Origin of the sequence: Pedococcus bigeumensis (assembly GCF_006438965.1) — a bacterium.
Lineage (GTDB): Bacteria > Actinomycetota > Actinomycetes > Actinomycetales > Dermatophilaceae > Pedococcus > Pedococcus bigeumensis_A.
This window is the reverse complement of the sequence record NZ_RCZM01000001.1, coordinates 356,023-382,294: the sequence shown is the minus strand read 5'-3', so window position 1 is coordinate 382,294 and position 26,272 is coordinate 356,023. Positions and strand designations below refer to the sequence as shown.

General features: G+C 71.5%; 25 protein-coding genes. 11 read left to right on the top strand and 14 right to left on the bottom strand.

Annotated elements, in window-relative coordinates; all coding sequences use genetic code 11:
- Positions 1-209 precede the first annotated feature (209 nt).
- From EAH86_RS01685 to ahcY, 5 genes are all read right to left on the bottom strand, one after another.
- The gene (locus EAH86_RS01685) at positions 210-1,976 is read right to left on the bottom strand and encodes an LpqB family beta-propeller domain-containing protein (protein WP_140736885.1); all 1,767 of its coding nucleotides are present in this window, start codon (positions 1,974-1,976) and stop codon (positions 210-212) included.
- Positions 1,973-3,760 carry an MtrAB system histidine kinase MtrB gene (gene mtrB, locus EAH86_RS01680; RefSeq protein ID WP_241668127.1) on the bottom strand — a complete coding sequence of 596 codons (1,788 nt, stop codon included), beginning with the start codon at positions 3,758-3,760 and terminating at the stop codon, positions 1,973-1,975. The genes EAH86_RS01685 and mtrB overlap by 4 nt, the downstream gene beginning before the upstream one ends.
- A 2-nt stretch (positions 3,761-3,762) precedes the next feature.
- Positions 3,763-4,440 (bottom strand): MtrAB system response regulator MtrA, encoded by a 678-nt coding sequence (mtrA, locus tag EAH86_RS01675; protein ID WP_140736884.1) that lies wholly within the window; start codon positions 4,438-4,440, stop codon positions 3,763-3,765.
- A gap of 107 nt (positions 4,441-4,547) precedes the next feature.
- Entirely contained in the window at positions 4,548-5,915 is a 1,368-nt protein-coding gene (locus EAH86_RS01670) for a hypothetical protein (protein WP_140736883.1), read from the bottom strand.
- A 194-nt stretch (positions 5,916-6,109) separates the two neighbouring features.
- Complete coding sequence (gene ahcY, locus EAH86_RS01665; protein WP_140736882.1) at positions 6,110-7,546, bottom strand: adenosylhomocysteinase; 1,437 nt, start codon at positions 7,544-7,546, stop codon at positions 6,110-6,112.
- 241 nt (positions 7,547-7,787) lie between these two features.
- Between ahcY and EAH86_RS01660 the strand changes: the two genes are divergently transcribed.
- A complete protein-coding gene (locus tag EAH86_RS01660) occupies positions 7,788-8,069 on the top strand; it encodes a hypothetical protein (RefSeq protein ID WP_140736881.1) in 282 nt (93 codons plus the stop codon).
- On the opposite strand, the gene EAH86_RS01655 is transcribed toward EAH86_RS01660, so the two are convergent.
- Positions 8,066-9,109, bottom strand: a complete 1,044-nt coding sequence (locus EAH86_RS01655) for a cation diffusion facilitator family transporter (RefSeq protein WP_140736880.1) — start codon at positions 9,107-9,109, stop codon at positions 8,066-8,068. The genes EAH86_RS01660 and EAH86_RS01655 overlap by 4 nt on opposite strands.
- Positions 9,110-9,217: 108 nt before the next feature.
- Between EAH86_RS01655 and EAH86_RS01650 the strand changes: the two genes are divergently transcribed.
- The 6 genes from EAH86_RS01650 to EAH86_RS01625 all read left to right on the top strand — a co-directional run bounded on the left by EAH86_RS01650 (position 9,218) and on the right by EAH86_RS01625 (position 13,243).
- Complete coding sequence (locus tag EAH86_RS01650) at positions 9,218-10,669, top strand: hypothetical protein (RefSeq protein WP_140736879.1); 1,452 nt, start codon at positions 9,218-9,220, stop codon at positions 10,667-10,669.
- Positions 10,670-10,678: 9 nt separating this feature from the next.
- Positions 10,679-11,206, top strand: a complete 528-nt coding sequence (locus EAH86_RS01645; protein WP_140736878.1) for a YbaK/EbsC family protein — start codon at positions 10,679-10,681, stop codon at positions 11,204-11,206.
- A 124-nt stretch (positions 11,207-11,330) separates the two neighbouring features.
- Complete coding sequence (locus EAH86_RS01640; protein WP_140736877.1) at positions 11,331-11,744, top strand: hypothetical protein; 414 nt, start codon at positions 11,331-11,333, stop codon at positions 11,742-11,744.
- Between the two features lie 5 nt (positions 11,745-11,749).
- Positions 11,750-12,163 carry a hypothetical protein gene (locus EAH86_RS01635; protein ID WP_140736876.1) on the top strand — a complete coding sequence of 138 codons (414 nt, stop codon included), beginning with the start codon at positions 11,750-11,752 and terminating at the stop codon, positions 12,161-12,163.
- A complete protein-coding gene (locus EAH86_RS01630) occupies positions 12,160-12,576 on the top strand; it encodes a DCC1-like thiol-disulfide oxidoreductase family protein (protein WP_206665698.1) in 417 nt (138 codons plus the stop codon). The genes EAH86_RS01635 and EAH86_RS01630 overlap by 4 nt, the downstream gene beginning before the upstream one ends.
- Positions 12,551-13,243 carry a TetR/AcrR family transcriptional regulator gene (locus tag EAH86_RS01625; protein ID WP_241668126.1) on the top strand — a complete coding sequence of 231 codons (693 nt, stop codon included), beginning with the start codon at positions 12,551-12,553 and terminating at the stop codon, positions 13,241-13,243. Before EAH86_RS01630 ends, EAH86_RS01625 begins: the two co-directional genes overlap by 26 nt.
- Positions 13,244-13,287: 44 nt before the next feature.
- Here the strand turns inward: EAH86_RS01625 and EAH86_RS01620 are convergent, their stop codons facing one another.
- Genes EAH86_RS01620 through EAH86_RS01605 form a run of 4 tightly spaced genes read right to left on the bottom strand, consistent with a single transcriptional unit; the run spans position 13,288 to position 16,573 of the window.
- A complete protein-coding gene (locus tag EAH86_RS01620) occupies positions 13,288-14,484 on the bottom strand; it encodes an SIS domain-containing protein (protein ID WP_140736874.1) in 1,197 nt (398 codons plus the stop codon).
- Positions 14,485-14,509: 25 nt separating this feature from the next.
- Positions 14,510-14,716 (bottom strand): Trm112 family protein, encoded by a 207-nt coding sequence (locus EAH86_RS01615; protein ID WP_140736873.1) that lies wholly within the window; start codon positions 14,714-14,716, stop codon positions 14,510-14,512.
- Positions 14,716-16,158 carry a phosphomannomutase/phosphoglucomutase gene (locus EAH86_RS01610; protein ID WP_140736872.1) on the bottom strand — a complete coding sequence of 481 codons (1,443 nt, stop codon included), beginning with the start codon at positions 16,156-16,158 and terminating at the stop codon, positions 14,716-14,718. Before EAH86_RS01610 ends, EAH86_RS01615 begins: the two co-directional genes overlap by 1 nt.
- Before the next feature lie 19 nt (positions 16,159-16,177).
- Positions 16,178-16,573 (bottom strand): DUF3499 domain-containing protein, encoded by a 396-nt coding sequence (locus EAH86_RS01605; RefSeq protein WP_140736871.1) that lies wholly within the window; start codon positions 16,571-16,573, stop codon positions 16,178-16,180.
- Positions 16,574-16,633: 60 nt separating this feature from the next.
- Here EAH86_RS01605 and EAH86_RS01600 point away from each other — a divergent pair, with 60 nt between their 5' ends.
- The gene (locus tag EAH86_RS01600) at positions 16,634-17,080 is read left to right on the top strand and encodes a metallopeptidase family protein (protein ID WP_241668125.1); all 447 of its coding nucleotides are present in this window, start codon (positions 16,634-16,636) and stop codon (positions 17,078-17,080) included.
- A 42-nt stretch (positions 17,081-17,122) separates the two neighbouring features.
- Here EAH86_RS01600 and EAH86_RS01595 read toward each other — a convergent pair whose 3' ends face one another.
- Genes EAH86_RS01595 through EAH86_RS01585 form a run of 3 tightly spaced genes read right to left on the bottom strand, consistent with a single transcriptional unit; the run spans position 17,123 to position 22,053 of the window.
- Positions 17,123-18,613 (bottom strand): DUF5719 family protein, encoded by a 1,491-nt coding sequence (locus tag EAH86_RS01595; RefSeq protein ID WP_140736870.1) that lies wholly within the window; start codon positions 18,611-18,613, stop codon positions 17,123-17,125.
- Positions 18,610-21,804 carry a glycosyltransferase gene (locus EAH86_RS01590; RefSeq protein WP_140736869.1) on the bottom strand — a complete coding sequence of 1,065 codons (3,195 nt, stop codon included), beginning with the start codon at positions 21,802-21,804 and terminating at the stop codon, positions 18,610-18,612. The genes EAH86_RS01595 and EAH86_RS01590 overlap by 4 nt, the downstream gene beginning before the upstream one ends.
- A 33-nt stretch (positions 21,805-21,837) precedes the next feature.
- Positions 21,838-22,053, bottom strand: coding sequence for a WhiB family transcriptional regulator (locus EAH86_RS01585; protein ID WP_153269213.1), 216 nt, complete (start codon positions 22,051-22,053; stop codon positions 21,838-21,840).
- Positions 22,054-22,326: 273 nt separating this feature from the next.
- Here EAH86_RS01585 and cofD point away from each other — a divergent pair, with 273 nt between their 5' ends.
- Both cofD and EAH86_RS01575 read left to right on the top strand, forming a co-directional pair.
- Positions 22,327-23,301, top strand: coding sequence for a 2-phospho-L-lactate transferase (gene cofD, locus EAH86_RS01580; RefSeq protein WP_140736868.1), 975 nt, complete (start codon positions 22,327-22,329; stop codon positions 23,299-23,301).
- Positions 23,302-23,309: 8 nt separating this feature from the next.
- On the top strand, positions 23,310-24,338 hold the full coding sequence (locus EAH86_RS01575) for a coenzyme F420-0:L-glutamate ligase (RefSeq protein ID WP_140736867.1): 1,029 nt from the start codon (positions 23,310-23,312) through the stop codon (positions 24,336-24,338).
- Positions 24,339-24,439: 101 nt separating this feature from the next.
- Here EAH86_RS01575 and EAH86_RS01570 read toward each other — a convergent pair whose 3' ends face one another.
- A complete protein-coding gene (locus EAH86_RS01570) occupies positions 24,440-25,372 on the bottom strand; it encodes a DNA-3-methyladenine glycosylase family protein (RefSeq protein WP_140736866.1) in 933 nt (310 codons plus the stop codon).
- Between the two features lie 89 nt (positions 25,373-25,461).
- Between EAH86_RS01570 and EAH86_RS01565 the strand changes: the two genes are divergently transcribed.
- Complete coding sequence (locus EAH86_RS01565; protein ID WP_140736865.1) at positions 25,462-26,163, top strand: DUF3105 domain-containing protein; 702 nt, start codon at positions 25,462-25,464, stop codon at positions 26,161-26,163.
- The last annotated feature ends 109 nt before the right edge of the window (positions 26,164-26,272 follow it).

Below are 26,272 nucleotides of genomic sequence, written 5' to 3'. Positions count from 1 at the left end.
CGCGGCTCAGACCACTGCGGTACTGCGCCGAGGTAGAGACTGCCGTTCAGCGCCATACCCGCACATCGGCTGTTGGGGTCCAACGCGGCTGGCTGATGGTCGGAGCGATCATCAGCCGAACGGTGGATGCGGGCCCATCCAGCAGACGCGCGGCCGGGCACCCAGTAGAAGCAGCCCGACGGTTACGGCAACGAGTCACAGAGCACGGTTCAGCGTGCGGCGACCAGCAGATCGGTACCTTCGCCCACCCGTTGCCACCTGCTGCCGGCGCGGATGAAGACCTGGTGCTTGTCGGTGGTCACGACGAGTCCGCGTTCACCGTTCACCGTCGTAATCGCTTGTGCCCCAGCGATTTCCGGCCCAGCGGCGATCGAACCGCCGACGGGCACGAGCCACGGCCGGACCACCTGTGAGGACGTCAGCCGACCGAGAACGGCCATTGTCGCGTCGTCCACCCACACGAGGTCACGGGCCAGGGTGAGGGTCGGCGCCAGCCGCAGCGGCTCCGCCAGGGAAGCCGGCAGGCCGTTGGGCTGGCGCACGACGCCCGCGATGTCGACACGCGGGTCCTTGCCGTCCCGGTTCGTCGTGATGACCGCCACCCGTTGCCCGTCCGGCGAGAGCCGCAGGCTCAGCACCGACCTGTCCGCCAGCCAGTCGGCGGCCACGACATGCGGTGAGACCTTGGTGGCATCCCCCGGGTCGGCGGCCGCATTGACCGTCCACACCTTGGTGGCAGCACCGCTGCGACCCGCCACCCACAGCACGTCCTCGCGGTCGTAGGTGGGCGGCGTGAGCCGCGTTCCCGGCGAGGTGAGCTGCACCTGCGTCGTGCCGCGCCAGCGCACCAGCTGGGCGCGGTCGCCCCCCACCGCGGCGATCTCCTGGCCGTTGCGAGACATCGCGAGGTAGGCCCACCCGGGCTGGACCACCGGGAGGGTGGCCGACTCCGGCGGCGCGGTCCGCTCGACCGAGTCGCCGACGTCGTCCGGGTTCACGGGGACCAACAACGTCCCTACCCGCAGAAGGGGTTTCACGACAGGGTCGGAGGGAGCGGCGAAACCGAGCGCCGACAGGGACTCCACTGTGCTGTCACCGTTGGGCATCTGCAGGTCGGCCCCCTCCAGACGCAGCGCGACGCGCTCTACACCGGGGGCCTGGGTCACGGTCGCGAGGAACTGGGCGCCGAGGTTCTGTCGCTGCCCCGGGTCGTTGCCCAGCCGGGTCGCTGCCAGGTCCACCTTGGCCGTCCCCGAGTCGACCGTGACAGCGTCGACGGCCAGCTGCGTCCCCGCTGGGATGTCGGTGCGAACCGCTCCCTTGAGGTAGTCCGGTACGCCCGCGAGCAGTGACCTGGCCAGCCGGGTCGCAAGTCCGGTGCCGAGGGGCAGCCAGCGGATGTCCGGCACCAGTCGGTGGTCTCCCGCGGACACGTAGTAGATGCGGAACGGGTCGTACAACCGGTCGAGGTCGGCCTGGCTCAGCCAGGTGCCGAAGGTGTCCGGCAACGCACTGATCCGCCACTCACCGCTGCTGCGATCGAGCCCGAACGTCACCTGGACCTTGGAGTTGGGCGGCAGCTCCTCGTAGCGGCCCGTTCCGTCGATCCGGGCCACGGCGTTGGCGACCGCCGTGACGGTGTTGTTGGCTCCCGACGTGAAGGTGAGGTCCGAGTCGGAGCCGAAGACGACGACGGAGGAGTAGGGGCGCCAGGCGCCCCGGGGCCCGCTCCCCAGATAGGACCGGGCCGCCTGGTACTGGTCGTCGCTCGCCGCCGCGGCCTTGATGAACCCCTGGACCACCTGCTGCTGTGAGGACCCGGGCGCGACCGGGTTGACCTCCACCCGCACCTCGTTCTCCTGCACCGAGCCCACCTCCAGGCCGGGCTGGATCGCGGCGCTGGTGGACAGGCCGGAACACGCGCCCACGGCCAGCACGCCGCACACGGCCAGGCTCGCGGCATACCGGCGCCTCATCGTGGGGACCCCGGCGCAGTGGGGGTATGCCGCGTGTTCGCCACGCGGTGTGAGGGACCGCCGTGCTCCGTGAAGCCGAGCGGTGCCACCGCATCGCGATGGGGTTCGGGGGCATCGCCGGGCCGAAGCGGCAGGGGCGCCTCGGCGATCGGCGTCCCCGTGTGCCGCGGCAGGGTGAGCCGGAAGCAGGACCCCTCCCCCGGTTCGCCCCAGGCCTGGAGCCAGCCGTCGTGCAGCCGTGCGTCCTCCAGCGAGATGGCCAGGCCCAGCCCAGTGCCGCCGGTGGTGCGGGCCCGGGCCGGGTCGGCACGCCAGAAGCGGTTGAACACCAGGGCGCCCTCGCCGGGGCGCAACCCGACGCCGTGGTCGCGCACGGTGACTGCGGCGGCCGTCGCGTTAACGGCGATGGCGATCTCGACGGGCCGGCCCTCTCCGTGCTCGAGGGCGTTGACGATGAGGTTGCGCAGGATGCGTTCGACCCGGCGGGCGTCGATCTCGGCGTTGCAGCGACCGTCCGCGGTGACCGAGATGGTGCTGCCCCACCGGTCGGCGATGGGCTGGGCCGACTGCACGGCCCGAGCGACGGTCGCGCGCAGGTCGGTGAGGTCGGAGTCGAGGGCGGCCGCCCCCGCGTCGAAGCGGCTGATCTCGAGCAGGTCGGCGAGCAGCTCCTCGAACCGGTCCAGCTCGTTGTGGAGCAGCTCGGCCGAGCGCGAGACCGCGGGGTCGAAGCCCGTGCGCGAGTCGTGGATGAGGTCGGCGGCCATCCGGATGGTGGTCAGCGGCGTCCGCAGCTCGTGCGAGACGTCGGAGACGAACCGCTGCTGGACGCGGGACAGCCCTTCCAGCTGGCGGATCTGGGTCTGCAGGCTGTCGGCCATCTCGTTGAACGACTTCGCGAGCCGGGCCAGGTCGTCCTCACCGCGGGCCCGCATCCGCTCGTTGAGCCGGCCCGATGACAACCGCTCGGCGACCACCGCTGCCCGACGGACCGGGTTGACCACCTGGCGGGTCACGACCCAGGCGATCGCACCGACCAGGAAGACCAGCGCCAGCCCGCCGATCAGGAAGGTCCGCGTGATCAGGTCGAGGGTGGCCTGTTCGCGCTGCATCGGGAACACCGCATAGAGGTCGTAGTTCCCGGCCAGCGGCGGCTCGACCTGCGAGCCGACGATGACGGCCGGGACCTGCTTGCCACTCTGCGGGTCGGTGATCGCGATCAGGGTCACCTGCTGCCGGCGCGGGTCGGCGCGCACGGCCTGACGCAGCGCCAGGGGGACGACGGGGAGGCCGATGTCTCCGCTGGAGAGCGTCTGCACAACGGTGTTGGAGGTGTTGTCGAGGCTTCGGGTCAGCACGAGGTAGCGCTCGTTGTCGCCACCCGGCGACGCAGCGCTCTGGACGGCTTGGCGAGCCAGCAGGTTGAGGTCGCCCTCGCTGCTGGTGCGGTCGCTGTTGTTGAAGCTGCCCTGCACCTCCAAGGTCAGCCGGGCAGCCTCCACCTTGGCCGACTCGATGCGGTCCTGCTCGAGCCCGTCAGAGATGGCCGACAACAGGTAGGAACCGAGGAGCAGCACGACCGCCAGGCCGAGCAGCATCGTGGAGGTCACCACGCGGAACTGCAGCGACGCCCGCCACAGGTGGGCCAGCCACCTCATCCACCCGGCGAGCTTGTGCCGCGAGCGCCGCAGGAAGGTGCGCACGGCACGGACGCCCTGGGCGCGGTGGTCGGAGAACCGCGGTGTCGGCGTCCGACCAGGCCTCTGACGGGCCGACTCGGACATGGCTAGCTCGGGCCCGCCTTGTAGCCGACGCCGCGCACCGTCACGACGATCTCGGGGTGCTCGGGGTCGTGCTCGATCTTGGAGCGCAGCCGCTGAACGTGGACGTTGACGAGGCGCGTGTCGCCCGCGTGGCGGTAGCCCCAGACCTGCTCGAGGAGGACCTCGCGGGTGAACACCTGCCACGGCTTGCGGGCCAACGCGACCAGGAGGTCGAACTCGAGCGGTGTGAGGGACAGTGCCGTCCCGTCGCGCTTGACCGAGTGACCCGCAACGTCGATGACGAGGTCGCCGATCTCCAGGCGCTCCGGCTCGGGCTCGTCGCCGCGACGGAGCCGGGCCCGGATCCGGGCGATGAGCTCCTGCGGCTTGAACGGCTTGACGACGTAGTCGTCGGCGCCCGACTCGAGCCCCACCACGACGTCGACCGTGTCGGTGCGTGCCGTGAGCATGACGATCGGGACGCCCGACTCGGCCCGGATCCGGCGGCATACCTCCATGCCGTCCAGCCCGGGAAGCATGACGTCGAGGAGGACCAGGTCGGGGCGGCTGTCACGGAACGCACCGAGTGCACCCGCGCCGTCGGCGACGTGTGAGACCTCGAGGCCTTCGTTGCGCAGGACGATGCCGAGCATCTCCGCCAGCGCCAGATCGTCATCGACGATGAGCACGCGACCGTTCACCTGCGTCAGCCCTTTCCAACCTGTCAGTAACGATTCCTTCCGAATCATCACACACTCGTTGTCCCATTCACGGCAGTTGCAGGGCACCCGAGTCGTGTGATGACCGCTCAGCGCCTGGTGTAGACCCGCCAGCCTTCGAGCTCCCCACCGAGCGTCCACCCGCCGGAGGTGTCGACCAGCCCCTCGGGTGGCGAGCCGTCCTCGACCACCACGACCTCGACCGCGTCCAGAGCGCGCCGTCCTGCCGCGCTGCCCTCGAGGAAGTCGAGGTAGGCCGCTTGGTCGCTCCTGCCGAAGGCGTCGACCGGGTCGCTCAGCCAGACCCTTACCCCGGCAACGGCCAACGACTCGACCATGGGCTCAGGTGCCAGCACCACCCGTTGGCCGGCCGTACCGGCGACGAGCTTGACGACCGCGTCGTCGACCGGTGCCGTGTGCGCCCCACGGCTCCACGGCACTGCGGCGAGGGCGACGAGGACCACGGCCGCGGCCACCGACCACCTGGGCCCGGGCCACCGCACCACCTCGGGCCGTCCGGGATCGCGGGTGAGCCCGCGGGCTGCTGGCGCGGCGGCGAGCATGAGCAACCAGACACCGTGCCGCGCGGCGGTCACGGTGCCGACGGCGAGCCCGATCATGGCGACCCACTCCCAGAGGGGCCGTCGCGAGCGGGCCATCAGGACGATCAGTGCGACTGCCGCGAGCGCCAGGAGGAGGTCGAACGGTCGGGTGAGGTCCGGACGCGCCCACAGCTCCGAACCCCTCGCGGCTGCTTCGTTGTCCATCACCCCGAGGTAGTACTGGATCGTGCGAGGCCCTGCAGGTGTGGCGAGCAGGGCCACGAGGGTGACGAGGCCGACCGCGCTCGACTCCAACGGCCGGCTGCGCAGACGGGAGAAGACGAGGTAGGTGCCCGCGACGACCACGCCGAGGAGCACGGCGCCGTGCAGGTTGGACCAGAGCACGACGAGAGGGACGAGCAGCCAGATCCGCCGTGAGGGACGTCGGTGCTCCTCCCGCAGCAGCAGGGCGAGCAACGCGAAGGGCACCAGGGAGAACAGCTGCACCCGGACCACCACCAGCGAGGTGATGGCTCCGGCGGCGACGAGAACGACGACCGGAGCCGTCGCGCGGTCGGTGGCACCGAGTCGGCGCGCGCCGAGGGCCACCAGGGTGAGGGTCAGCACGTCGACCACGACCTGGGTCACGGCCAGGCCGGGCGCACCGCCGAGTCGGTGGATGAGCGCCAGCAGCACCTCAGACAGCACCAGGACGTTCGGCCAACCGGCGCTGGCGGCCGCAGCGAACGGGATGCCGTCCGGCACCGACCCCTCGCGCAGGATGTGGTCGCCCAACGCCACCAGCCACAGGCAGTCCGCCCCCACGAGGGTGCCCAACCCCACGAACACCGCGACCGCGGCGACCGTTCCTCCGGTCAGCACCCACGGGCGGGGGCCGGGAGAGGGATCAGGCATGCGCGGAATGCTAGGCCACTGCGCGAGCAGGGGCCGGTCCTCCGAGTCGTCCCTTCGGCCAGGTTTCCGCCTCGGCAACCGCTACCTGTCGGGCCGCGCCGCCTTCCCCCGAACGCGGTATACCGCCCGCTCTGGTGAGCGGGCGGCATACGAGGTGGTGCGTGGCGGGCCGAACCGCCGGTGCGGTCGTCGGCTCAGTAGCGGTAGTGCTCCGGCTTGTAGGGGCCGGCCACGTCGACGCCGATGTACTCGGCCTGCTGCTTGGTGAGCTCGGTCAGCTCGACACCGATCGCCGCGAGGTGCAGACGCGCGACCTTCTCGTCGAGGTGCTTGGGCAGCACGTAGACCTGCTTGTCGTAGTCGTCCGTCTTGGTGAACAGCTCGATCTGGGCGATCGTCTGGTTCGCGAACGAGTTCGACATGACGAACGACGGGTGACCCGTCGCGTTGCCGAGGTTGAACAGGCGGCCCTCGGACAGCACGATGATCGAACCGCCACCGGAGAACGTCCACTCGTGGACCTGCGGCTTGATCTCGGTCTTGACGATCCCGGCGACCTTGGCCAGGCCGGCGATGTCGATCTCGTTGTCGAAGTGACCGATGTTGGCCACGATCGCCTTGTTCTTCATCTTCTGCATGGACTCGGCGGTGATGATGTTGAAGTTGCCGGTCGTCGTGATGTAGATGTCGGCGTAGTCGAGCACATCCTCCAAGCGGGCGACCTGGTAGCCCTCCATCGCGGCCTGCAGCGCGCAGATCGGGTCGATCTCGGTGACGATGACGCGAGCGCCCTGGCCACGAAGCGCCTCGGCGCAGCCCTTGCCCACGTCGCCGTAGCCACAGACAACGGCGACCTTGCCGGCGATGAGCACGTCGGTGGCGCGGTTGAGGCCGTCGATGACGGAGTGGCGGCAGCCGTACTTGTTGTCGAACTTGGACTTGGTGACCGAGTCGTTGACGTTGATCGCCGGGAAGAGCAGGTCGCCGGTCTTGGCGAGCTCGTAGAGGCGGTGCACGCCGGTGGTGGTCTCCTCGGTGACGCCCTTGATCTCCTCGGAGACCTTGGTCCACTTGGTCGGGTCAGCTGCGAGCGTCTTGCGGACGAGCTCCTTGAAGACCCCGACCTCCTCGGAGTCCGACTCGTCGGTGGGGGGCACCTGTCCGGCGGCCTCCCACGCACGACCGTTGTGCACGAGCATGGTGGCGTCGCCACCGTCGTCGAGGATCATGTTGGCGCCCTGGCCACCGGGCCAGGTGAGGATCTGCTCGGTGCAGTCCCAGTACTCCGGGAGGGTCTCGCCCTTCCACGCGAACACCGGCACACCCTGCGGGTCGTCGACGGTGCCGTTCGGTCCCACGACGGCCGCGGCAGCAGCCTCGTCCTGGGTGGAGTAGATGTTGCAGGAGGCCCAGCGGACCTCGGCACCGAGCGCGGTCAGCGTCTCGATGAGCACGGCGGTCTGCACGGTCATGTGCAGCGAGCCGGCGATGCGAGCGCCCTTGAGCGGCTGGGCCGCCCCGAACTCCTCGCGCAGGGACATCAGACCGGGCATCTCGTGCTCGGCCAGGCGGATCTGGTGACGGCCGGCCTCAGCGAGGCCCAGGTCGGCAACCTTGTAGTCAAAGGACATGCGAAATCTCTTCCGTTGAGTGTGTGGTTTGCGGACCCGGCGCAGCCCATCTGGGCATTCACGATGCGAGCGGGTTATCACCCGCGCCGGCGGTCCCCCACTCTACCGGAGGTATGCAGAGTGGCCATTTCTCGTCGCGATCTCCCCTCGGGGCCTGCTTCCGCAGGCGGCGACGCGCTCCGAAGTGCGCTCGCCCACCGGGGGCACTAGGAAGGACCTACCCACCACGAAACGGAGCACCATGAGCGAGCCCAGCAGTTCGGTACCCGACGAGAGCGCCGACGCCGAGGTCGAGGACTCATCCGCCGGGGACTCGTCCACCGAGGAGTCATCCGCCGAGGAGTCATCCACCGAGGAGTCATCCGCCGAGGACACCCCGTCGACCGTCGAGCTCGACATCGACCAGGACAAGGTCGACGCGTGGGACGAGGTCAAGGGCGACTACCAGGTCGACGGCGGCGACTCGGCAGCGGCCGAGTCAGAGTCCGACTCAGAGTCAGAGTCCGACTCCAGCCAGTCCTAGTGGGCGCCGCCAGTCGGCGGCAGCGGGTCGTCGGCCGCGTCGGTCAGGGTGGCCGCACTGTGCTGCCAGACGGGGCGCTCCTGCGTGCCGGTGTCGATGTCCGGCTCCAGGTACATCAACAGCGTGAGGTCGGGTGCGGCCTCGCGGGCCTTGACCTCGGCGGCGTTGATCGCGTCGGCGATGTCCTCGGCCGTGGTCCCTGACGGTACGGCGACCTTGGCGGCGACGACCACCTCCTCCGGCCCCACGTGCAGGGTGCGCTGGTGGATGACCCGGTCGATGCCGTCGACGGACTCGATGGCCGCCACGATCCGGCCGATGTGCGCCGGCGACGCGGACTCACCGAGGAGGAGCGACTTCATCTCGACGGCGAGGAAGACGGCGACCGCCACGAGGAGCAGGCCGATCAGGCCGGTGCCGATGACGTCGAAGACCGGGTTCTTGGTGAGCAGCATCAGCCCCACGCCGAGCAGGGCGAAGACGAGGCCGAACAGGGCCGCGAGGTCCTCCAGCAGGATGACCGGCAGCTCGGGCGCTTTGGCGCCGCGGACGAACTCGAGCCACTTGCGCCGACCGCGGACCTTGTTGGACTCCAGGATCGCGGTGCGGAACGAGAACGACTCGAGGACGATCGCGACGGCCAGCACGACGACCGGGACCCACCACCACCGGGCGCTACCACCGTGCGCGTCGCTGAACGGGTCGAAGTCGTGCATCGCGTGCGTCTCGTGCCACTTGTGGTACGCCTCGTAGAGCGCGAAGAGGCCGCCGATGCTGAACAACACGATCGAGACGATGAACGCGTAGACGTAGCGCTCGCGGCCGTAGCCGAAGGGGTGCTCCGGCGTCGCCGCCCGCTTGGCCCGGCGTCCGCCGGTCAGCAGCAGCAGCTGGTTGCCGGAGTCGGCCAGGGAGTGGATCGCCTCGGCGAGCATGGAGCTGAAACCTGTGAGGAAGAACGCGATGAACTTCGTGAGCGCGATTCCCAGGTTTGCCAGCAGCGCCGCCACGACGGCCTTAGTCCCACCCTCTGTCGACATGGCCGACAGCGTAGCGGTGGGGAATCACCGGCCCGGGGGTCGTCCCTTCAGCCAGCGTCTCGACGCGCCGCCCGACAGGAGGCGCGGCCCTCCCGCATACTCGAATCCATGCCCAGGACACCTGCGAGCACCCGGGACACTCCGGCTGCGGAGACGCGCTCCGCGGCGCCGGCCGGCCCGGGCATCTCGAGGTGGATCCCGATTGCCGGGTTCGCCCTGCTGCTCCTGTCCTTCACCCGCCAGGCCGCGCGAGGGCTGAGCGACCCCGACGCGCCGTGGCACGTCGTCGCCGGGCGGGAGCTCGCCGCCACCTGGCAGTTCGCCGGCCCTGACCCGTTGTCCGACTTCAGCCACCGCCCGTGGATCCTCACGCAGTGGCTGCCCGAGCTGGCGATGGCAGGTGCCTACCGGGTCGGTGGGCTGCCCGCCGTCACCTGGCTCGCCTCGCTGGGCATCTCGACCCTGTGCGTGACCGTGTACTTCGTGAGCCGCCGGTGGGGCGGCCACCTCGGCGCCGTGGTTGCCGCGGGGATGGCTGCCCTCGGGGCTGCGGGCAGCCTGAGCCCACGCCCACAGGTGGTCGGTCTCGTTCTCCTGGTCGTGACCGTGGGGGCGTGGCTCGCCACGGCGCGCGACCATCGAGTCCGCTGGTGGCTCGTACCGCTGTCGTGGGTCTGGGCGTGTTCTCACGGGACCTGGATCCTCGGACCCATGGTCGGCCTGGTCGTCGTCGCAGGGCTGCTCGCCCACCGCACGCTGTCGCGGGCCGAGCTGGGTGGGCTTGTGGGCCTGGTGCTCGGCTGCGCTGCGGCTGGTCTGCTCACCCCCCTCGGTCTCCGGTCGGTCGAGTCGATCTCCGCTGTCCAGGCCGTCAGCCCCTACATCGAGGAGTGGCGTCGCGCGTCGCTCACCTCACCCTCCACGCTGGTCACGCTCCTCATGGCCGCCGTGGTCCTCCTCACCGTTCGCCGGAGCACGCTGCCGCGTGGGGTGACCCTGGGCCTCGTCGCCTTCGCGGTCGTGTGGACGCTGTGGCACCAGCGGACGGTCGCCGTGGGCGCCGTCGTGCTGGCGCCCCTCGTCGCCGAGTCACTCAGCGTGCTGATCGGACGTGATCGGCCCGCCGTGGACAGGCTCGAACGCGTCGCGGTGAGTGCGGCGCTGGCGCTCAGCCTCGCGCTGGCCGGGCTGCTGGCTGCCACTGGTTCCTCAGCCATGGTCGGCGTGCCTCACCAGGCGGATCGTGCGCTCGACGCCCTTCCGGCCGGCGCGACCGTCTTCAACACGGACCGCCTGGGCGGCTGGCTCATGCTGGACCACCCCCGCGTCCGCCAGACCTTCGACACCCGCGTGGAGGTCTACGGTCCGGCCGCGATCAAGAACTACTTCACCGTGATGGACGCGGGGGTGGGGTGGCAGCCGCTGTTCGACGAGCTCGGCCCCGACGCGGCGCTCGTGGCCGACTCCGCGCCGTTGGCTCGGGCCCTGCAGGACCAACGCGGCTGGACCGTCACGGCCCGTGGTGCCGGCTACCTCCTCCTCCAGCCGAGCAGTGGCTAGCCTCACGGGATGAGCAGCGCTGAAGGAAACCTGACCTGGGAGCCGGCCACCCGGCATACCGAGCTGTTGGCTGGGCCGGTGGCGCGGGCGATCGCCGCCACGCCCTCGGCCAGGGTCGCGCCCATCGACGCCGAGCTCGCCGACACGGCGGCCTTCTGCGCGGCGTACGACGTGGCGATGGAGAGCTCGGCCAACTGCGTGGTCGTCGCGGGCAAGCGCGGTGGCGAGGTGCGGTATGCCGCGGTGCTGGTGCTCGCCTCGATGCGCGCCGACATCAACGGTGCCGTCCGCAGGCACCTCGACGTGCGCAAGATCAGCTTCGCCCCGATGGACCAGGCGGTCGAGCTGACCGGGATGGAGTTCGGCGGGATCACCCCGATCGGGCTCCCCGCCGACTGGCCGGTGCTGGTCGACGAAGCCGTCGTGGCTGCCGGAGATGTCGTGATCGGCAGCGGCATCCGGGGCAGCAAGGTGCTCGTCCCGGCGTCGGAGCTGGCCACGCTGGCCACCGCCGAGGTCCTGCCGCTCTCGCTCTGAGGGACTGCCGCTCCAACCCTTGGCGTTCCCGGCCTGCACTTTCATGGCGTCCCATTTGAACGTGTTCAAGTTTCTCTGCTACGGTCAGGACCATCAACTTGAACACGTTCAAAAGGAGTCTCTCGTGGACAACGCAGTCATCGCCTACATCCTCTATCTGCTCATCGCCATCCCTGTCACCATCTGGGTCGGCTCGACGCTGTCCCGCAACGGCCGGGTCTTCCTGGTCGACGTCTTCGACGGCAACGACGAGCTCGCGGAAGCGGTCAACAAGCTGCTCGTCGTCGGGTTCTACCTGCTCAACCTCGGCGTCGTCGCGCTCTACCTGCGCGTCGACGACACCCTCGCCAACGCCCGAGCCGTCGTCGAGGTGCTCAGCGTCAAGATGGGCGTCGTGCTGCTGATGCTCGGCTTCGTGCACCTCACCAACGTCTACGTCTTCAACAAGATCCGCCGCCGTGGCCGCCTCGACGCCATGACTGCTCCCCCGGTGCCGCCGCAGGCGTACACCCAGCCGTTCCCCGCCCCGATGGGCTGACGGTCGTGACGACGGTCCGGTTCGCCCTCGCCGGGGCCACGGTGTGGAGCATCGCCCTGGTGGTGGGGGCACTCGCGCTCCCGGCGTACTCGGGCGACACGGCGGGAACGGACTCGACCGGGGCGGCCACGAGCAGCTCGACCACGGCCACCCTCGTCGAGGTGAACGGGTGGTGGGGTCTGGTCCTCGCAGGCATCCCGCTCGCCGCCTGTGTCGTGGTCGGCACGTTGCTGCTCGGGCCGGCCGGGCGGGCCGGGCGGGCCGCGCAGGTCGCCGCCGCGGTGATCGTGGCCCTGCTCGGCGCCCTGACCATCCTCAGCCTGCTCAGCATCGGCCTGTTCCTCGTGCCGGCTGTCGCAGGGCTGGGGCTGGCGGTCCTCGCCGCCCTCAGTGCCAGTCCCGCGAAGACTCCGACGTGAACCGGCTCGTCGTCCTCTACGACGCCGGCTGCCCGATGTGCTCACGCTTTCGCACCTGGCTCATCGAGCAGCCCCACCTCCTGGCGGTGACCGCGGTGCCGGCCGGCTCCGCTGCGGCCCGCGCCCTCCTGCCCCACCTCGACCACGCGGCCACGCTCCGCGAGATATCGGTCGTGGGCAACGGCGGCCAGGTCTGGACCGGCGCCCACGCCTGGGTCGTCTGCCTGTGGGCGACGGCCGAGCACCGCGACCTCGCCGTCCGCCTGTCCACCCCTCTCGGCCTCCCCGTGGCCAAGGCGATGGCGTATGCCGCGGCCGGACTGCGTGCCTCCCTCACCACCACGCGCGTGCCCGAGGCGGTGAAGGGCAATGGTTACGCTGACGACTGTGACGGACTCTGCCAACCGGGCTGACCCTGCCAGCCGGTCCGACCGCGGCGAGCAGACCCGGACCGCCATCGCAGCCGCCGCCCAGGAGCTGTTCCTCGAGCGCGGCTACGACAAGACGACGATGCGGGCCGTCGCCGACCGGGCCGGCGTCAGCATCGGCAACGCCTACTACTACTTCGCCTCCAAGGAGCACCTGGTCCAGGCCTTCTACGACCAGATCCAGGTGGCGCATGCGGCCGCGGCCGAGCAGTCCCTGGCCAGCAGCGACAAGTTCGGCGACCGGCTGCGCAGCGTGCTGACCACCTGGGTGGACGTGGCTGAGCCGTTCCACGGGTTCGCCGGGAAGTTCTTCAAGATCGCGGCCGAGCCGACCAGCCCGCTCTCCCCCTTCAGCAGCGAGTCCCGTGGTGCCAGGGAAACCAGCATCGGCCTGTTCCGCCAGGTCGTGGACGGCTCCGACCTCAAGGTGCCCGCCGCCATCCGGGCCGAGCTGCCCGAGCTGCTCTGGCTGCTGCAGATGGGGGTCGTGCTGTTCTGGGTGCACGACTCCAGCACGGACCAGAAGCGCACCCGCGCGCTGGTGCGCCAGGTGGTGCCGCTCGTCGACAAGCTGGTCCGGCTGAGCCGGTTGCCCGGCATGCGGGGCGTGGTCGGGGACGTCGTCGAGCTGATCCGCTCCGTCCGTCCCTGACCTGCGAGCGAGCAGCCGGCGGCGGCGAGCGAGCGAGCGGGGGGTCAGCCTGCGCGACCGCGCAGGTCTGCGACGTGCGGTGACACCGCCGGGTCGAGACCCAGGCCGAGGGCGAGGTAGGTGGCCGCGAAGTCGGTGGTCGCGATCTGGCCGGCGAGCCGGGTCAACGGGTGCCCGGGCTGAGCGGTCACCTCGCTGACCCGAACCCCCACGTCCCGGGCCGCCGATGCCACGGTTTCGGCCAGCGACCGCGCCTCGTCGGCCTCGCGCGTCATCCGGTCCGGCAGGACGTCGCGGAGCATCAGCAGCGACAGTCGCGGAGCGGCGGGACCATCGAGAAAGGGATCGGTGAAGATGTCGTCGTCGTCCCCTCGGCCGCCACCGGAGCTGCCGGCTGAGCCGCCGGAGTACGCCGCCGTGAACGGGCCGTCGAAGCACGCGACGACCTGGGCCGCGTCGTCGGGGAGCTCCCCGGACGTGGCGGGCACGCGGGCGGTGCGGGCGAGCATCGAGGTGGCCCGCGCGGCAGCCACGCCATTGAGCGGGCCGTCTCCGAGGACGACGGGCACGCCCTCGGCGAGGTCAGCGGCCAGCACCTTGGCCGGGTTGACGAAGGACTCCGACGACGGTCGGCAGGACTCCGCGATCTCGTCCAGCCGGTCTGCGGTCTCGGCAAGGACCCGGTCGTCGACGTCGACAATGCCCAGCCGCCCCGCACCCAGCAGGACGGGTGCGAGCAATGACCACAGGGCCGTACGGGAGGTGCTACGGCCGCGGCCGACGCCGATGTGGACGCCCCGGGCCTGGGCCGCGACATCGGCGAGGGGCGAGTCGACGGCGCCCACGGTGAGCAGCGACGCCCCCCGGCGGGCCGCCTCGGCCGCGAGCGCGAGAGGTCCGGGAGCACGACCGGACAGGGACACGGCGATGACCAGGTCGAGCGGGCCCACCCATCCGGGTAGTGGCAGGTTGCGCCGCACGCTCACGGGTACCGGAGACCCGGGCTCGGCCAACAGCTCGAGGACGTCGCACACGACGGCCGAGCCCCCGAGCGAGGCCACGAGGACCGACCGGGGCCGCTCGCCGCCGCCGACCCGCTCGATGCTCCCCTCGGCGGACAGGTCGACGGCCTCACGCACCTGGGCGCCGGCCGTGGCCAGCCCCCTCAGCGTCTGGCGTGAGTCGAGCGCCGCCAGGGCCTCGTCGCTGTCGATGCGAGACTCGTCGAAGAAGGGTGCCATCGTCGCGATCCCGCCCGGCAGTCCGTCAGACCGGCTTGCGGGCTTCGTCGACCAGCAGCACCGGCACACCGTCGTCGATGCGGTACTGCAGGCCGCACTCGGCGTTGGTGCAGTGCAGCTCGGGCTTGTCGTCGACGGTGGCGTCGACGAGCTCCGAACGGCAGGCCGGGCACCTCAGGATCTCCCGCAGCCACGGCTCGATCCGGACGTCCTGCCCATGTCCTTGCGACATCAGCGTTCTCCTCTCACCAGGGCAAGGACATCGTCCCGCACCTGGGTCATCGTGTCTTGGTCAGCTGCCTCGACATTGAGGCGCAGCAGGGGTTCGGTGTTGGAGGCCCGCAGGTTCAGCCACCACATCGGGGCGTCGTCGGTGCCCGCGTAGGTCGCCGTCAGCCCGTCGAGCTCGTCGAACTCGGCGCCGCGCTCGGCCGCCCAGCGGCGGACCGTCGCGGTCGCCGCCGGCGCATCGGTGACCGTCGAGTTGATCTCTCCGGAGGCGGCATACCGGCTGTATGCCGCGGTGAGGCTGCTCAGTGGCTCGTCCTGCTCACCGAGCGCGGCGAGGACGTGCATCGCGGCGAGCATGCCGGTGTCGGCGAACCAGAAGTCGCGGAAGTAGTAGTGCGCGCTGTGCTCCCCGCCGAAGACGGCGTCCTCCCGGGCCATCTCGGCCTTGATGAAGGAGTGGCCGACGCGGGTGCGCACGCCACGGGCGCCCTGCTCGGCGATGATCTCCGGGACCGCGGCCGAGGAGATGACGTTGTAGACGACGGCGACGTCGGCGGCGGGGGTGCCCGCCGCGACCTGCTTGGCCACCTCACGGGTCGCCACCAGGGCGGTGACTGCGCTGGGGCTCACGGGCTCGCCCCGCTCGTCGATGACGAAGCAGCGGTCAGCGTCACCGTCGAACGCCAGGCCGATGTCGGCACCGTGCTTGATGACAGCAGCCTGGAGGTCGCGCAGGTTCTCGGGCTCGAGCGGGTTGGCCTCGTGGTTGGGGAAGGTGCCGTCGAGCTCGAAGTAGAGCGGGACGATCTCGAGCGGCAGCTCTGGTAGGCCGGTGCCCGTGCCGAGGACGGCAGGCACGGTGTGGCCACCCATGCCGTTGCCGGCATCGACGACGACCTTGAGCCGACGGCCGCCGGACAGGTCGACCAGCCCGCGCAGGAAGGCCGCGTAGTCGCCCAGGAGGTCGCGCTCGACGACCTGGCCCTGAGTCGTCTCCGCAGGCCCGGCACTGACACCCGAGTCGAGGAGATGCTGGGCGAGGGCGCTCACGTCGGCCAGTCCGGTGTCCTGCCCCACCGGGCGTGCGCCCGAGCGGCACAGCTTGATGCCGTTGTACTGGGCCGGGTTGTGCGAGGCCGTGAACATGGCGCCCGGGAGGTCGAGGGCACCACTGGCGTAGTAGAGGCCGTCGGTGCTGCAGAGGCCGATCAGCGTCGCGTCGAGCCCGTGCGCGGTGACCCCTGCCGCAAAGGCCCGGGACAGCTCTGGCGACGACGGACGCATGTCGTGCCCGATGACGACGCCAGGAGCACTCTCCGGGCCGACGACAGTCTGGGCGAAGGCTGCGCCGAGCGCCCACGCCACGTCGACGTTGAGCTGTTCGGGGACCAGGCCACGGACGTCATAGGCCTTGACGAAGTCGGAGAGAAGGGGCGAGGGCACGCCCGAAACCCTAGCGGTGTCAGTTGTCGCGCAGGACGCGCAGGTGCCCGCGGCGACCCGTCTCGATCGCGCCAGAGGCGTCCTCGTCGGCCGGCTGGCGTCGCGCCTGGGCCTGCGCCTGCCTGGGCGCCTCGCCGAGACGGGGCCGGCCTGCTTCGCGGACGGCGTTGGCCAGCGCCAACAGGTCGTCGTGCGACGGCTCGGGCTCGACGTACTCGCCCGAGAGGCGCACGATCTCCCAGCCGCGCGGGGCGGTCAGGCCCTCGGCGTGGTTCGCGCACAGGTCGTAGGTGTGTGGTTCGGCGAACGTCGCGAGTGGTCCGACCACTGCGGTCTGGTCGCCGTAGACGTAGGTGAGCGTCGCTATGGCGGGCTTCGAGCACGCGGTGCGGGAGCACCTCCTGGACAGACTCACGTCGCGGACTCTATGCCAGTGGGGCGAAGCCCCCCGTTCGGCACGCCGTAGGCTGACCGGGTGACTTCGACCGGCCCCCAGACAGGGCGCTCCGGGCCGGCTCGGCGGGACCGTCGCGGCCGCGGCGTCCGGGGTCCGCTGGCGTGGCCCGCCGTGCCTGCGATGGCCACCCGTCGGCAGCAGTTCGACGACCTCGTCCTGGACAGTGCGGCCCGGCTGGAGACTCGGCTGGGTCCGAGCTTCCAGGAGCTCGAGTTCGCGGTCGAGGACGTGCCACCGACCGACCCGGCACCGTGGGAGCGCGAGGGCGCGCCACTGGGCCGCGCCTTCCCTTCGCACGGCAAGACGCCCGCGCGGATCGTCATCTACCGCAGGCCGATCGAGAGCCGGGCAGAGAGCCAGCGCGAGCTCACCGCCATCGTCCAGGATGTGGTGGTCGAGCAGGTCGCGGCCCTGTTCAACCTGCCTCCGGGCGACCTCGACCCGAGGTACGACGACGGCAGCTGAGCCGGCTTCAGCAGCCGCGCCGGCGACCGAGCGGCCGCGAACCTAGTGGCTGACCTCGCGCAGGCCGACGGTCGTGGTGCGCAGGGCGGTGTCACGCAGCGGGGTGGCCGTGATGAGCCGGCCCTGCGCGTCATCCAGCCACGACACCACGCCCGCGCGCACCTGGCCGTTGCCCCCGACCCGGTGCACCCAGACGGAGGTCGCGCCGGTGACGTCGAGAACGGCTGTTGCGTCGACCCCGACCTCCGGACGGCGGGAGGTCTCCACCCCTTGGGCGTCGACGGTCACCACCTCGACGCTGGCCGTGTCACCGGATGCAGTGACCGACAAGGACCTCTGGATCGGGGCGGACGTGCCCTCGGGGACTGCGAGCGGCATACCCGCGACACCGGTGATCGGCGGCGTGGAGGACGTCCAGGCGAAGTCGCCCGGCTTGCCCGGGGCGGTCCGCGTGACGACGGCGGCAGCCACGATCGGCATGTCGGCCCGCACCTGGAGGCCGTACGTGCCGACCGGCAGGGCGGAGATGTCGATGTCGGTCACGGTACCGCCGTCGATCCGGATCACCCCGCCTGCGGGGAGTGCGCGGGGGCCCTGGGCGGTGAGCACCCGGGCCTGGACGACTGCTTCGTCGTTGCCCGGCACCGCGACCCGCAGCACCGCCTGACCGTCCGCCGCGACCGCCGGGATGACCTGGTCGCGAGAGGGTGCAGCTGTGGGGACGGCATCGTCGGAGCCACCGGCGCGAGCTCCGTCGAGCCACAGGTCGTTGACGACCGCGCCGACGACGCCCCCGTCGGCGACGACGTGGACCACGGGGTTGGCCAGGTCGCTGTTGATCGAGTCGAGCAGGAACGCCGTCCGACCGTGGGCCGGCACGACGATGCCCTTGCCGTTCGGGGACGAGAGCGCTCCCTTCGCGCCGTGGAGGGTGACGTCGACGGTGACGGCGTTGCCGCCCGGGTTGGTCAGGAGGAGTCGCTCCTGACGACCGGGGGCTCCCCCGCCCGCCATGATCCAGAAGTCGGCCCCCGGCTGGCCGCACGCGGCTCCACCCAGGGAGCGCTGGTCACCCGAGGGCACCAGCCAGTTCTGCGCTGCCGCGACACCGGCGGCCATCGACTCGGTGCCCGACACGAGCACGCTCTCCGCCCGGGTCTGGTCAGCAAGCAGGCTGACACCCCGCGCGGTGACTGGTGCGCCAAGGCTGCCGCGCGGCATCCGGCTCAGGCTGACCTCACCGGGCGCGGCGGCGGGGGCCGTGCCGGTCATGGCGCGCACCGGAGCCGCGGCGGCCGCAACCCGCACGCCGACGTCGAGGTCAGCGACGCCCTTGAGCCCCTTGAGCTCCGGCCCGGGGCAGACGAGGGACGCGCTGCGCACCGGGCTCGTGGCCGACCCGGTGGCCGTGTCGACGGCGCGCGTAGAGGCGACGGCGAAGGCGCCCTGGCTGTGCATGGCGCCCACGACGAGGCCTGCTCCGGCGGCGGTCACGAGGGTCGTGCGGACGATGCCACTGATGGAGAGGTTCACGGGCGCCTCCGCCTCGAGGAGCGGTTGCCGAAGGGGACGGCCAGGAACAGGACGACGAGCAGCAGCAGGCCTTGCGCGTAACGCCAGGCCGAGTTGGTCGGGAGCACGTCCACGGAGATCGTGGCCGGGCCCGCAGGCAGCGCGTATGCCGCGGCGTCGCCGCTGGGGGCGAGCACCCGGCCGTCGACGGTCACCCGTGCGTGCCGGACCCATTCGCCGGGTTCGGCCAGGACGAGCGAAGCGCCCTGCGGGACAACGGATTTCACCTCGAGCTGAGAATGGGAACCAGACACCGGGAGAGCCTGCTCGCCGGTGCGGGTCACCAGGCTGGCGCGTGACGGGGCAACGGCGTCGTCAGCAGTGCCACCGCCTCCGGGCAGGACGCGCCAAAACAGGACGCCGTCGTGCTCGCCGAGCCGGCTCAGGCCGGCAGTCGCGTCGAGCGACCGGATGCGGGGGTCGGTCGGTTCGGCACGCAGGCCGACGAAACCCACCGCCTGGCGCGCCAGGTCGGCAGCAGGGGTGAGGGCACCTGGTGCGGCGCCCTGCTCGAACAGCGCGCTCACCGAGGCGGCCAGCGCGGCGGAGCTGGGCCGGGCGGCCGCGGGGGCGGGCAGGATCCGGGTGACGTCCCCGACCTCGCGGCCGAGCAGCTGGTAGGTCAGGGCGTCGCCCTCCGGCGTGAGGAGCAGCATGCGGTTGCTGATGCCGCTCTCCGCCTGGTCGACCGCGACGGCGGGGCGAGGGTCCGCCCAGGCGTGCAGCTCGGTGCCCACCGTGCGCCAGCTGAGCCACCCGGCGCTGAGCAGCACGCCGCCGATGAGCGCGGCAGCGACCGGCCAGCGCGCCAGCGCCTGCCACCCGCCGCGGGACCGACGCACGGCGAGGCCGTCGGCTCCCAGCAGGGCTGCGGCTACCAGCGCCAGGGCGAAGACGAGCAGGCCGACACCCGCCCACGCGGTGATCGGCTTCCCCGCGTCGGGCAGCCCTTGAGGCACGACCCCGAGCTGGACGCGAGGGGCGGCGACGGCGTAGGCGAGGCCGACCAGGGCCACGATGCCGAGGACGTTGGCGGCGCGGCCACGTCGGCCGGCACGCAGCAGGCCGAGGAGCCCGGCGAGCACCAGTGGCACCGAGAGCAGTACGGGGTAGGACCCAGGGCCACCGGGGTGCAGGAGCGCGATCTGCCACGGCTGTGCCTGTGCGGTCCCCCAGACCGAGAGACCGGGGCCGGTGAACAGCAGGGCAGGGCGCGCGACCAGCTCGGGCACCCACGATCCGAGCAGGAGCACCGGACCGACGAGGATCGCCAGCCCACGCACGCGTGCCGAGCCATGACCGACGAGGACGACGGCCAGACCGGCGACCAGCACGAGGACAAGGAGGGCCGGAACGAAGGCGCCCAGGACGGCAGCGGCGAGGACCGTCGCCGCGGTGACGGTCGCGGTACCGGCGCGTCGGCCGGCCAGGGCGATCCCGGCGGCCACCAGTGGGAGCAGGATCGCGGCGACGATGCCGCCCAACCGGCCGGAGCCGACCGCCGTGGCGAGCACGGCGGTGGTGGACCACGCCAGGGCGGCGATCGCCCGCGGCCATCGTGAGTGGGTGACCACGCGGGCGCCGAGGTAGCCAGTGAGCGTGGCCAGCGGCAGGGCGAACATGACCAGGATGACCGTCACCGCACCCGCGGGAGACGCGGGCGGGCTGAGCAGTGGGAGGTGGGCCACCAGCCAGGAGAGCGCCGACAGCACCACGAGGTGCGGCCCCTGCTCCCCCGCGCTGCCGAGTCCTGCACCGTGCCAGCCGTCGAACCAGGCCTGCCAGAGGGTGCCGGCCCCGGCCCTGACGCCGACGGTCTCACCACCGGCCACTCCGTGGTCGAGGCGGTCGACGAAGCTGCCGCCGAGCTGACGGCTGGCCAGGACGGCGACGACGGTCATGACGAGGGTGGCGAGCAGACCCGGGTTGCGCGCGGCGCGGGACGCCCAGGTGGCGCCGAGGATGTTGAGGTCCTGCGCCTCGTCCGCGACAGGGCCGGACTCGACGGCGTCGCCACGGGCCGCGTCGGCCTGCCCGGGCTCGAGCGCGACCTCGTCGTGGATGAGGTCGGTGGTGTGCCGCAGCACGGTCCGTGGCGGGACGAACAGCCCCTGCAGGTCACGGCGTCGGACCTGCCGGGTGCCGCGCGAGCGCCAGCGGGCGCCGAGGACGCGACCAGGGGTCAGCACGGCACCGATGTCGGAGAACTCGGCCCACGCAGCGCGGGGCCGCTTGGCCAGCAGCAGCGCGAGGGCTGCGACGGTGCTCGACAGGACGATCCAGGCCGCCAGCAACGGCAACGTCAGCCACGCGCACCTGGCCAAGGCCACTCGCCGGGCCTGGCGCCGCATCCGGGTGACCGAGTCCACCGGCACGATATCGTCAGGGGCGGCCTCGGCACCGGTGCGCAGGGTCGCGCGCGGCACGACGACGACCCGCCGCCCGGACTGCTGGGCACGCCAGGAGAAGTCCACGTCGGCACCGAAGTCGCCGAAGACGCGCTCCGGCCCGCCCAGGTCGTCGAGCATCCCGCGTTCGACGAGCATGCCCGTCGTCGGGATTGCGAGCACGTCGGTCCGGCGGTCGTACTGGCCCTGGTCAGGCTCGCCGGGGGCTGGAGACGGGATCATCCGGCCGCTGCGGGTCAGCTGGACGCCGACCGACCGCAGTGCGCCGGGGCGGGTCCAGTCGAGCAGCTTGGGACCGGCGGCACCGACCGACGGGCTGCGTCGCACGGCGTCGAGCAGGCGCGCGAGGGTCATCGGCGCGGCGGCGCTGTCAGAGGTGAGCACCCAGACGTGGGTCACCCCGTCGGCTCCCTGGTCCTGCCGCGGCACGAGCTGGTCGGTCTGCGCGAGGGCCGACCGCACGGCATACGCGAGGGAAGCGGCACCGGGGACGGTGACGAAGGTGATCGAGCCGATGGCCTCGGCCACTGCGGCGTGGCCACGCACGGTCTCGACGGCGTTGCCGTCCAGCCCGGGGTCGACGACCACGAGGCGTTCGGGGCTGCGCGTCTGGCGCGCGAGGGAGTCGAGGGTCTCGGCGAGAGCCGAGGTGGGGCCGCGGAGGACGAGAACCGCCGTCACTGTCGCGACCGCCGCAGGAGATCCTGTGGGGTCGGTCAGGTCATGGGGCGGGGCTAGCGTCATGCGCTGGTCACGAGGGTGTCGCCGCGCGGGCGACTAGACCGCACGCTTCTTGAGCTTGCGACGCTCCCGCTCGGACAGCCCACCCCAGATGCCGAACCGCTCGTCGTGGGCGAGGGCGTACTCCAGGCACTCGGCCCGCACCTCGCACCCGACGCAGACCTTCTTGGCCTCACGCGTCGATCCGCCCTTCTCAGGGAAGAACGCCTCGGGATCGGTCTGGGCGCAGAGCGAACGCTCCTGCCACGACATCTCCACCTCTTCGCCACCTTCAAAGGTGACCAACTGAAGTTCCTGCACGGCTTCCTCCTCGACCCGGTTCGCCGTTGTGCGATCTTGCGTGATCACAACAATGGAATTACACGCGTGTCATACGTCGTTCGTCAAGCGGAAGTCTGATATTTGCCCGATCGGACGAACCTTGATAACGCCGCTTCCCAAGACGCTAGAGGTGCGCTAGAAGGACCCGGAGCCCCACGTGGACCCCGGCGCAGGGCCGGGAGCCGGGCTGCAAGACTGCGGAGCATGCGCATCACGGCACTGGCCGGCGGCGTCGGAGGTGCCCGCTTCCTGCGCGGCCTCCGCACCCACCTGGACCGCTCCCCCGACCTCGCGGACGCCGAGCTGACCATCATCGGCAACACCGGTGACGACATCAGCCTGTTCGGCCTGCGGGTCTGTCCCGACCTCGACACGCTGCTCTACACCCTCGGCGGCGGCATCCACGAGGGCCAGGGCTGGGGTCGCGCGGACGAGAGCCACCGGGTCCAGGGTGAGCTCGCGGCCTACGGTGCGGTGCCGCAGTGGTTCGCCCTCGGTGACCTGGACTTCGGCACGCACATCGTCCGCTCCCAGTGGCTCGGCCAGGGCGTCTCCCTCACCGAGGTGACCGCCCGGCTCGCGGCGCGCTGGGGGCTTCCCGACCAGCGGATCACCCTGCTGCCGATGAGCGACTCCCCCGTGGAGACGCACGTCGTCGTCGAGGACGAAGACGGTCAGCGCGCAATCCACTTCCAGGAGTGGTGGGTTCGTCACCAGGCCTCGATCCCGGCACAGCGATTCCAGGCCGTGGGCATGGACCGTGCGACCGCAGCCCCGGGGGTCCTCGACGCGATCCGTACCGCCGACGTGGTGCTCCTCCCGCCGAGCAACCCGGTGGTCTCGATCGGCATCATCCTGGGCGTGCCCGGCGTGCGAGATGCATTGCGCGGCAGCGCCGCTCCCGTCGTCGGCGTCTCGCCGCTCATCGGCGGTATGCCGGTTCGGGGCCACGCGGACGCGTGCCTCCGGGCCATCGGCGTGGAGTCCACGACCGCAGCCGTGGCTGGGCTCTACGAGGACTTCCTCGATGGCTGGCTCGTGTCCACCGAGGACGAGGCGTCGCTGCGCCTGGCGCGGGCCGCCGTTCGCGGGCGGCCGTTGCTCATGTCCGATGCCGACGCCGCGGCCGAGATCGCTGGTGCCGCACTGGAACTCGCGCTCGAGCTCAAGGGCGCCTGACTGTGTCCGTGGTCTCCCTCATCCCCCTGACGGGGATGCCCGAGGTGGCGGCGGGCGACAGCCTGGTCCAGCTCCTGCTCGACGCTGCGGCCTCCGCAGACGCCCCGCTGACTGACGGTGACGTCCTCGTCGTCTCGAGCAAGATCGTTTCCAAATCGCTTGGCCTGTGGGCAGATTCGGCCGACAGGAGTGCGGCGGTAGCGAGCCAGACGGTCAGGGTCGTGGCGGAGCGCCTGACCGGCGACCGGATCACCCGCATCGTGCAGTCGATGGCTGGACCGACCATGGCTGCCGCCGGAGTCGACGCGTCCAACACGGGATGCCGCGACGACGTGCTGCTCCTGCCCGCCGACCCCGATGCGGAGGCGGAGCACCTGCGCGTGGCGCTGCTCGAGGCGACCGGCCTGCGACGCGTGGGTGTGGTCCTCAGCGACACCGCTGGACGGCCTTGGAGGTTCGGGCAGACCGACTTCGCACTCGGTGCGGCTGGCGTCGCAGTCGTGGATGACCTGCGCGGTGGTGTCGACGCGGACGGCAAGGCCCTCACGGTCACCAGCAGGGCCGTCGGCGACGAGCTGGCCGCCGCGGCCGATCTCGTCAAGGGCAAGGCCGAGGCGATCCCCGCCGCCCTCGTGCGCGGAACCGCCTGCGCGATCGACCACCGCGGGGCCGGGGCGCGGGCGCTCATCCGCGTCGGACCCGAGGACTGGTTCGACCACGGACGAGCCGAGTCCATCCGCGCCGCTCTCGGCACGGCTCCCGGCAGCCAGGACGCGATCGACGACGGCATCGCAGCCGTCATCCCCGAGGACGTCGCCACGCGGGTGCGTAGGGCGGTCGCCGTCACGCTGCGCGGCGCACCGGAGGCCGGGGTGGACGTCGGCGGGACAGTCGTCAGTGTCAGTGCGCCCACGGCATACCAGCTGGGGGTGGCGGTGAGCCGCCTGCACGTGGCCCTGTGGGGCGAAGGCCTGGCTGTCGACGTCCCCGCCGAGGTGAGCGGCCTGGACGTCCGGCTCGAGGTCCACGACCGCTGACCTGGCGTCAGCGCCCACGACCTGTTGCAGTCAGACCGTCACCGACCCCTCGAATCGGCGATCCGTGACCACCACCGAGCACCAAGTCGCGAAGGGAAGCGTCAGCGGCGGGTCGGCAGGTGGGTGCGCGGCGCCATGCGCGGTCCACGTCGGGGCCGGGCCGCGCCGGACAGCTCGAGGAGGTGCTGCACGCGGTAGCGGTGGCCGCGGTAGGGCTGGAGCAGCTCGGCCAGCACGTCGTCGTCGCGGGCCTCGCCGAGCAGCGCCCAGGTGAGGTTCTTGGCCACGTGGTAGTCGCCGAAGCTCACCGAGTCGGGGTCCCCCAGCGCCCGCTGCGCGACCTCGGCCGCGGTCCACACCCCGATGCCCGGCACCGAGCGAAGTCGTCGGCGCGCCTCGGCCAGGGGTAGCGACGCGGACTCCTCGAGCCGGCCGGCCACCCGCACCGCCCGCACCACCGTCCCCGACCTCGCGCCGTCGACCGACGCGGCCAGCCACTCCCAGGACGGGACGGCCGCCCACTCCTTGGCGGTCGGCGCCACCCACAGTCGTCGCTGTTCTCCCGGCCCGGGGGCCCGCGACCCGAACCGGTGGACGAGCGTCCGGTAGCCGCCGAACGCCTCCTGGCCGGTCACCTTCTGCTCGATCGCCGCCGGGACCAGCGCGTGCATGACCAGGCCGGAGCGGGGCACGTGCCACGCGGCATACCGTTTCCACGCACTGGCCACCTGCGGGTGGTGCGTCACGAAGTCGCCGTCGTCGTCACCATCGCCGAGCAGCGCAGGCACCTGGTCCAGGGCCCACGGCGCACCATCGCCCCATGCCGTCGCGACCACGTCCCCGAGGTCGCTCCGTTGCACCAGCCGGAGCGTCGCGGGTCCCGCGGGCGTCGGCAGGCCGAGCCACCAGCCATCGCCGCGGTCGGACTGGAACGTCGGATCGCCGCCCCCACGACGGAAAGCCGAGACGATCAGGCCGACCGCCGTCGGCCGCCCCGGCCGCCAGACACGGGTCGTCTCGGCGGTCGGGGACATGCTGCCAGTGTTGCGCGTTGGGGTGACAAAGTCCGCAGGCGGGCGACGTAGACTCTGCGCGACCCGCCCCCGAACCACCCGAGGAACCAGTGGCAAACAAGCGCGCGAGCCAGGACCGCAAGGCCCGACTGGCCGAGATCCAGAACCAGCAGAAGGCGAAGGAACGCAAGGTCGTCGCCGGCATCGTCGTCGGCTGCCTCGTCCTGCTCGCCGGCCTCACGGGCGTCGTCCTCTTTGCGATCAACGACGCGAAGGCAAAGCAGCTGCCCAACCTCGGTGTCTCGGTCGGCGCCGCGAAGTGTGACCCCGTGACGACCGACGCGAACGCCGGTTCGGGCGAGCACGTCGGCCCGGGGACCTCGAAGCCCGACGAGACCTCGGTGAAGTACGCCACCATCCCGCCGAGCAACGGGCCGCACTTCGTCAGCCCCGACGTCAGCGGCCGCGACTTCTACACCGCGGCAGACCGTCCCGTCGTCGAGACCTTGGTCCACAACCTCGAGCACGGCTACACGATCCTCTGGTACGACGGCGCCAAGGTGAAGGACACCACCCTCCTCAAGGACATCGCCGACCAGGGCAACAAGCTGGCGGACTCGAGCGGCAAGTTCAAGGTCGTCGAGTGGGACGCCAGCCGTGGCGCCTTCCCGGCGGACAAGCCCTACGCCCTCGTCCACTGGGCCAAGGACGCCGGCCACCGCGAGATGTGCGGCGACATCTCCGGCCAGGTCGTCGTCGACTTCGTCAAGAAGTTCCCCAAGGACAACACCCAGGAGCCGGGCGCGGCCTGACCGCGCCACGGGCCGCACGCCCACGCACCACCTTTGGTATGCCGCCCGCTGGCCTCAGCGGGCGGCATACCTGCGTCTGTGGCCAGGTCGAGTGGCTCGGTCAGGCGGC

Coding starts and splice junctions, on each gene's coding strand:
- EAH86_RS01570 (WP_140736866.1), bottom strand. CDS start 25,372: ATGTCCCCGACCGCCGAGACGACCCGTGTCTGGCGGCCGGGGCGGCCG.
- EAH86_RS01670 (WP_140736883.1), bottom strand. CDS start 5,915: ATGCCTGATCCCTCTCCCGGCCCCCGCCCGTGGGTGCTGACCGGAGGA.
- EAH86_RS01685 (WP_140736885.1), bottom strand. CDS start 1,976: ATGAGGCGCCGGTATGCCGCGAGCCTGGCCGTGTGCGGCGTGCTGGCC.
- EAH86_RS01615 (WP_140736873.1), bottom strand. CDS start 14,716: ATGTCGCAAGGACATGGGCAGGACGTCCGGATCGAGCCGTGGCTGCGG.
- EAH86_RS01590 (WP_140736869.1), bottom strand. CDS start 21,804: ATGACGCTAGCCCCGCCCCATGACCTGACCGACCCCACAGGATCTCCT.
- cofD (WP_140736868.1), top strand. CDS start 22,327: ATGCGCATCACGGCACTGGCCGGCGGCGTCGGAGGTGCCCGCTTCCTG.
- ahcY (WP_140736882.1), bottom strand. CDS start 7,546: ATGTCCTTTGACTACAAGGTTGCCGACCTGGGCCTCGCTGAGGCCGGC.
- mtrB (WP_241668127.1), bottom strand. CDS start 3,760: ATGTCCGAGTCGGCCCGTCAGAGGCCTGGTCGGACGCCGACACCGCGG.
- EAH86_RS01620 (WP_140736874.1), bottom strand. CDS start 14,484: ATGGCACCCTTCTTCGACGAGTCTCGCATCGACAGCGACGAGGCCCTG.
- EAH86_RS01650 (WP_140736879.1), top strand. CDS start 9,218: ATGCCCAGGACACCTGCGAGCACCCGGGACACTCCGGCTGCGGAGACG.
- EAH86_RS01585 (WP_153269213.1), bottom strand. CDS start 22,053: ATGTCGTGGCAGGAGCGTTCGCTCTGCGCCCAGACCGATCCCGAGGCG.
- EAH86_RS01660 (WP_140736881.1), top strand. CDS start 7,788: ATGAGCGAGCCCAGCAGTTCGGTACCCGACGAGAGCGCCGACGCCGAG.
- EAH86_RS01645 (WP_140736878.1), top strand. CDS start 10,679: ATGAGCAGCGCTGAAGGAAACCTGACCTGGGAGCCGGCCACCCGGCAT.
- EAH86_RS01655 (WP_140736880.1), bottom strand. CDS start 9,109: ATGTCGACAGAGGGTGGGACTAAGGCCGTCGTGGCGGCGCTGCTGGCA.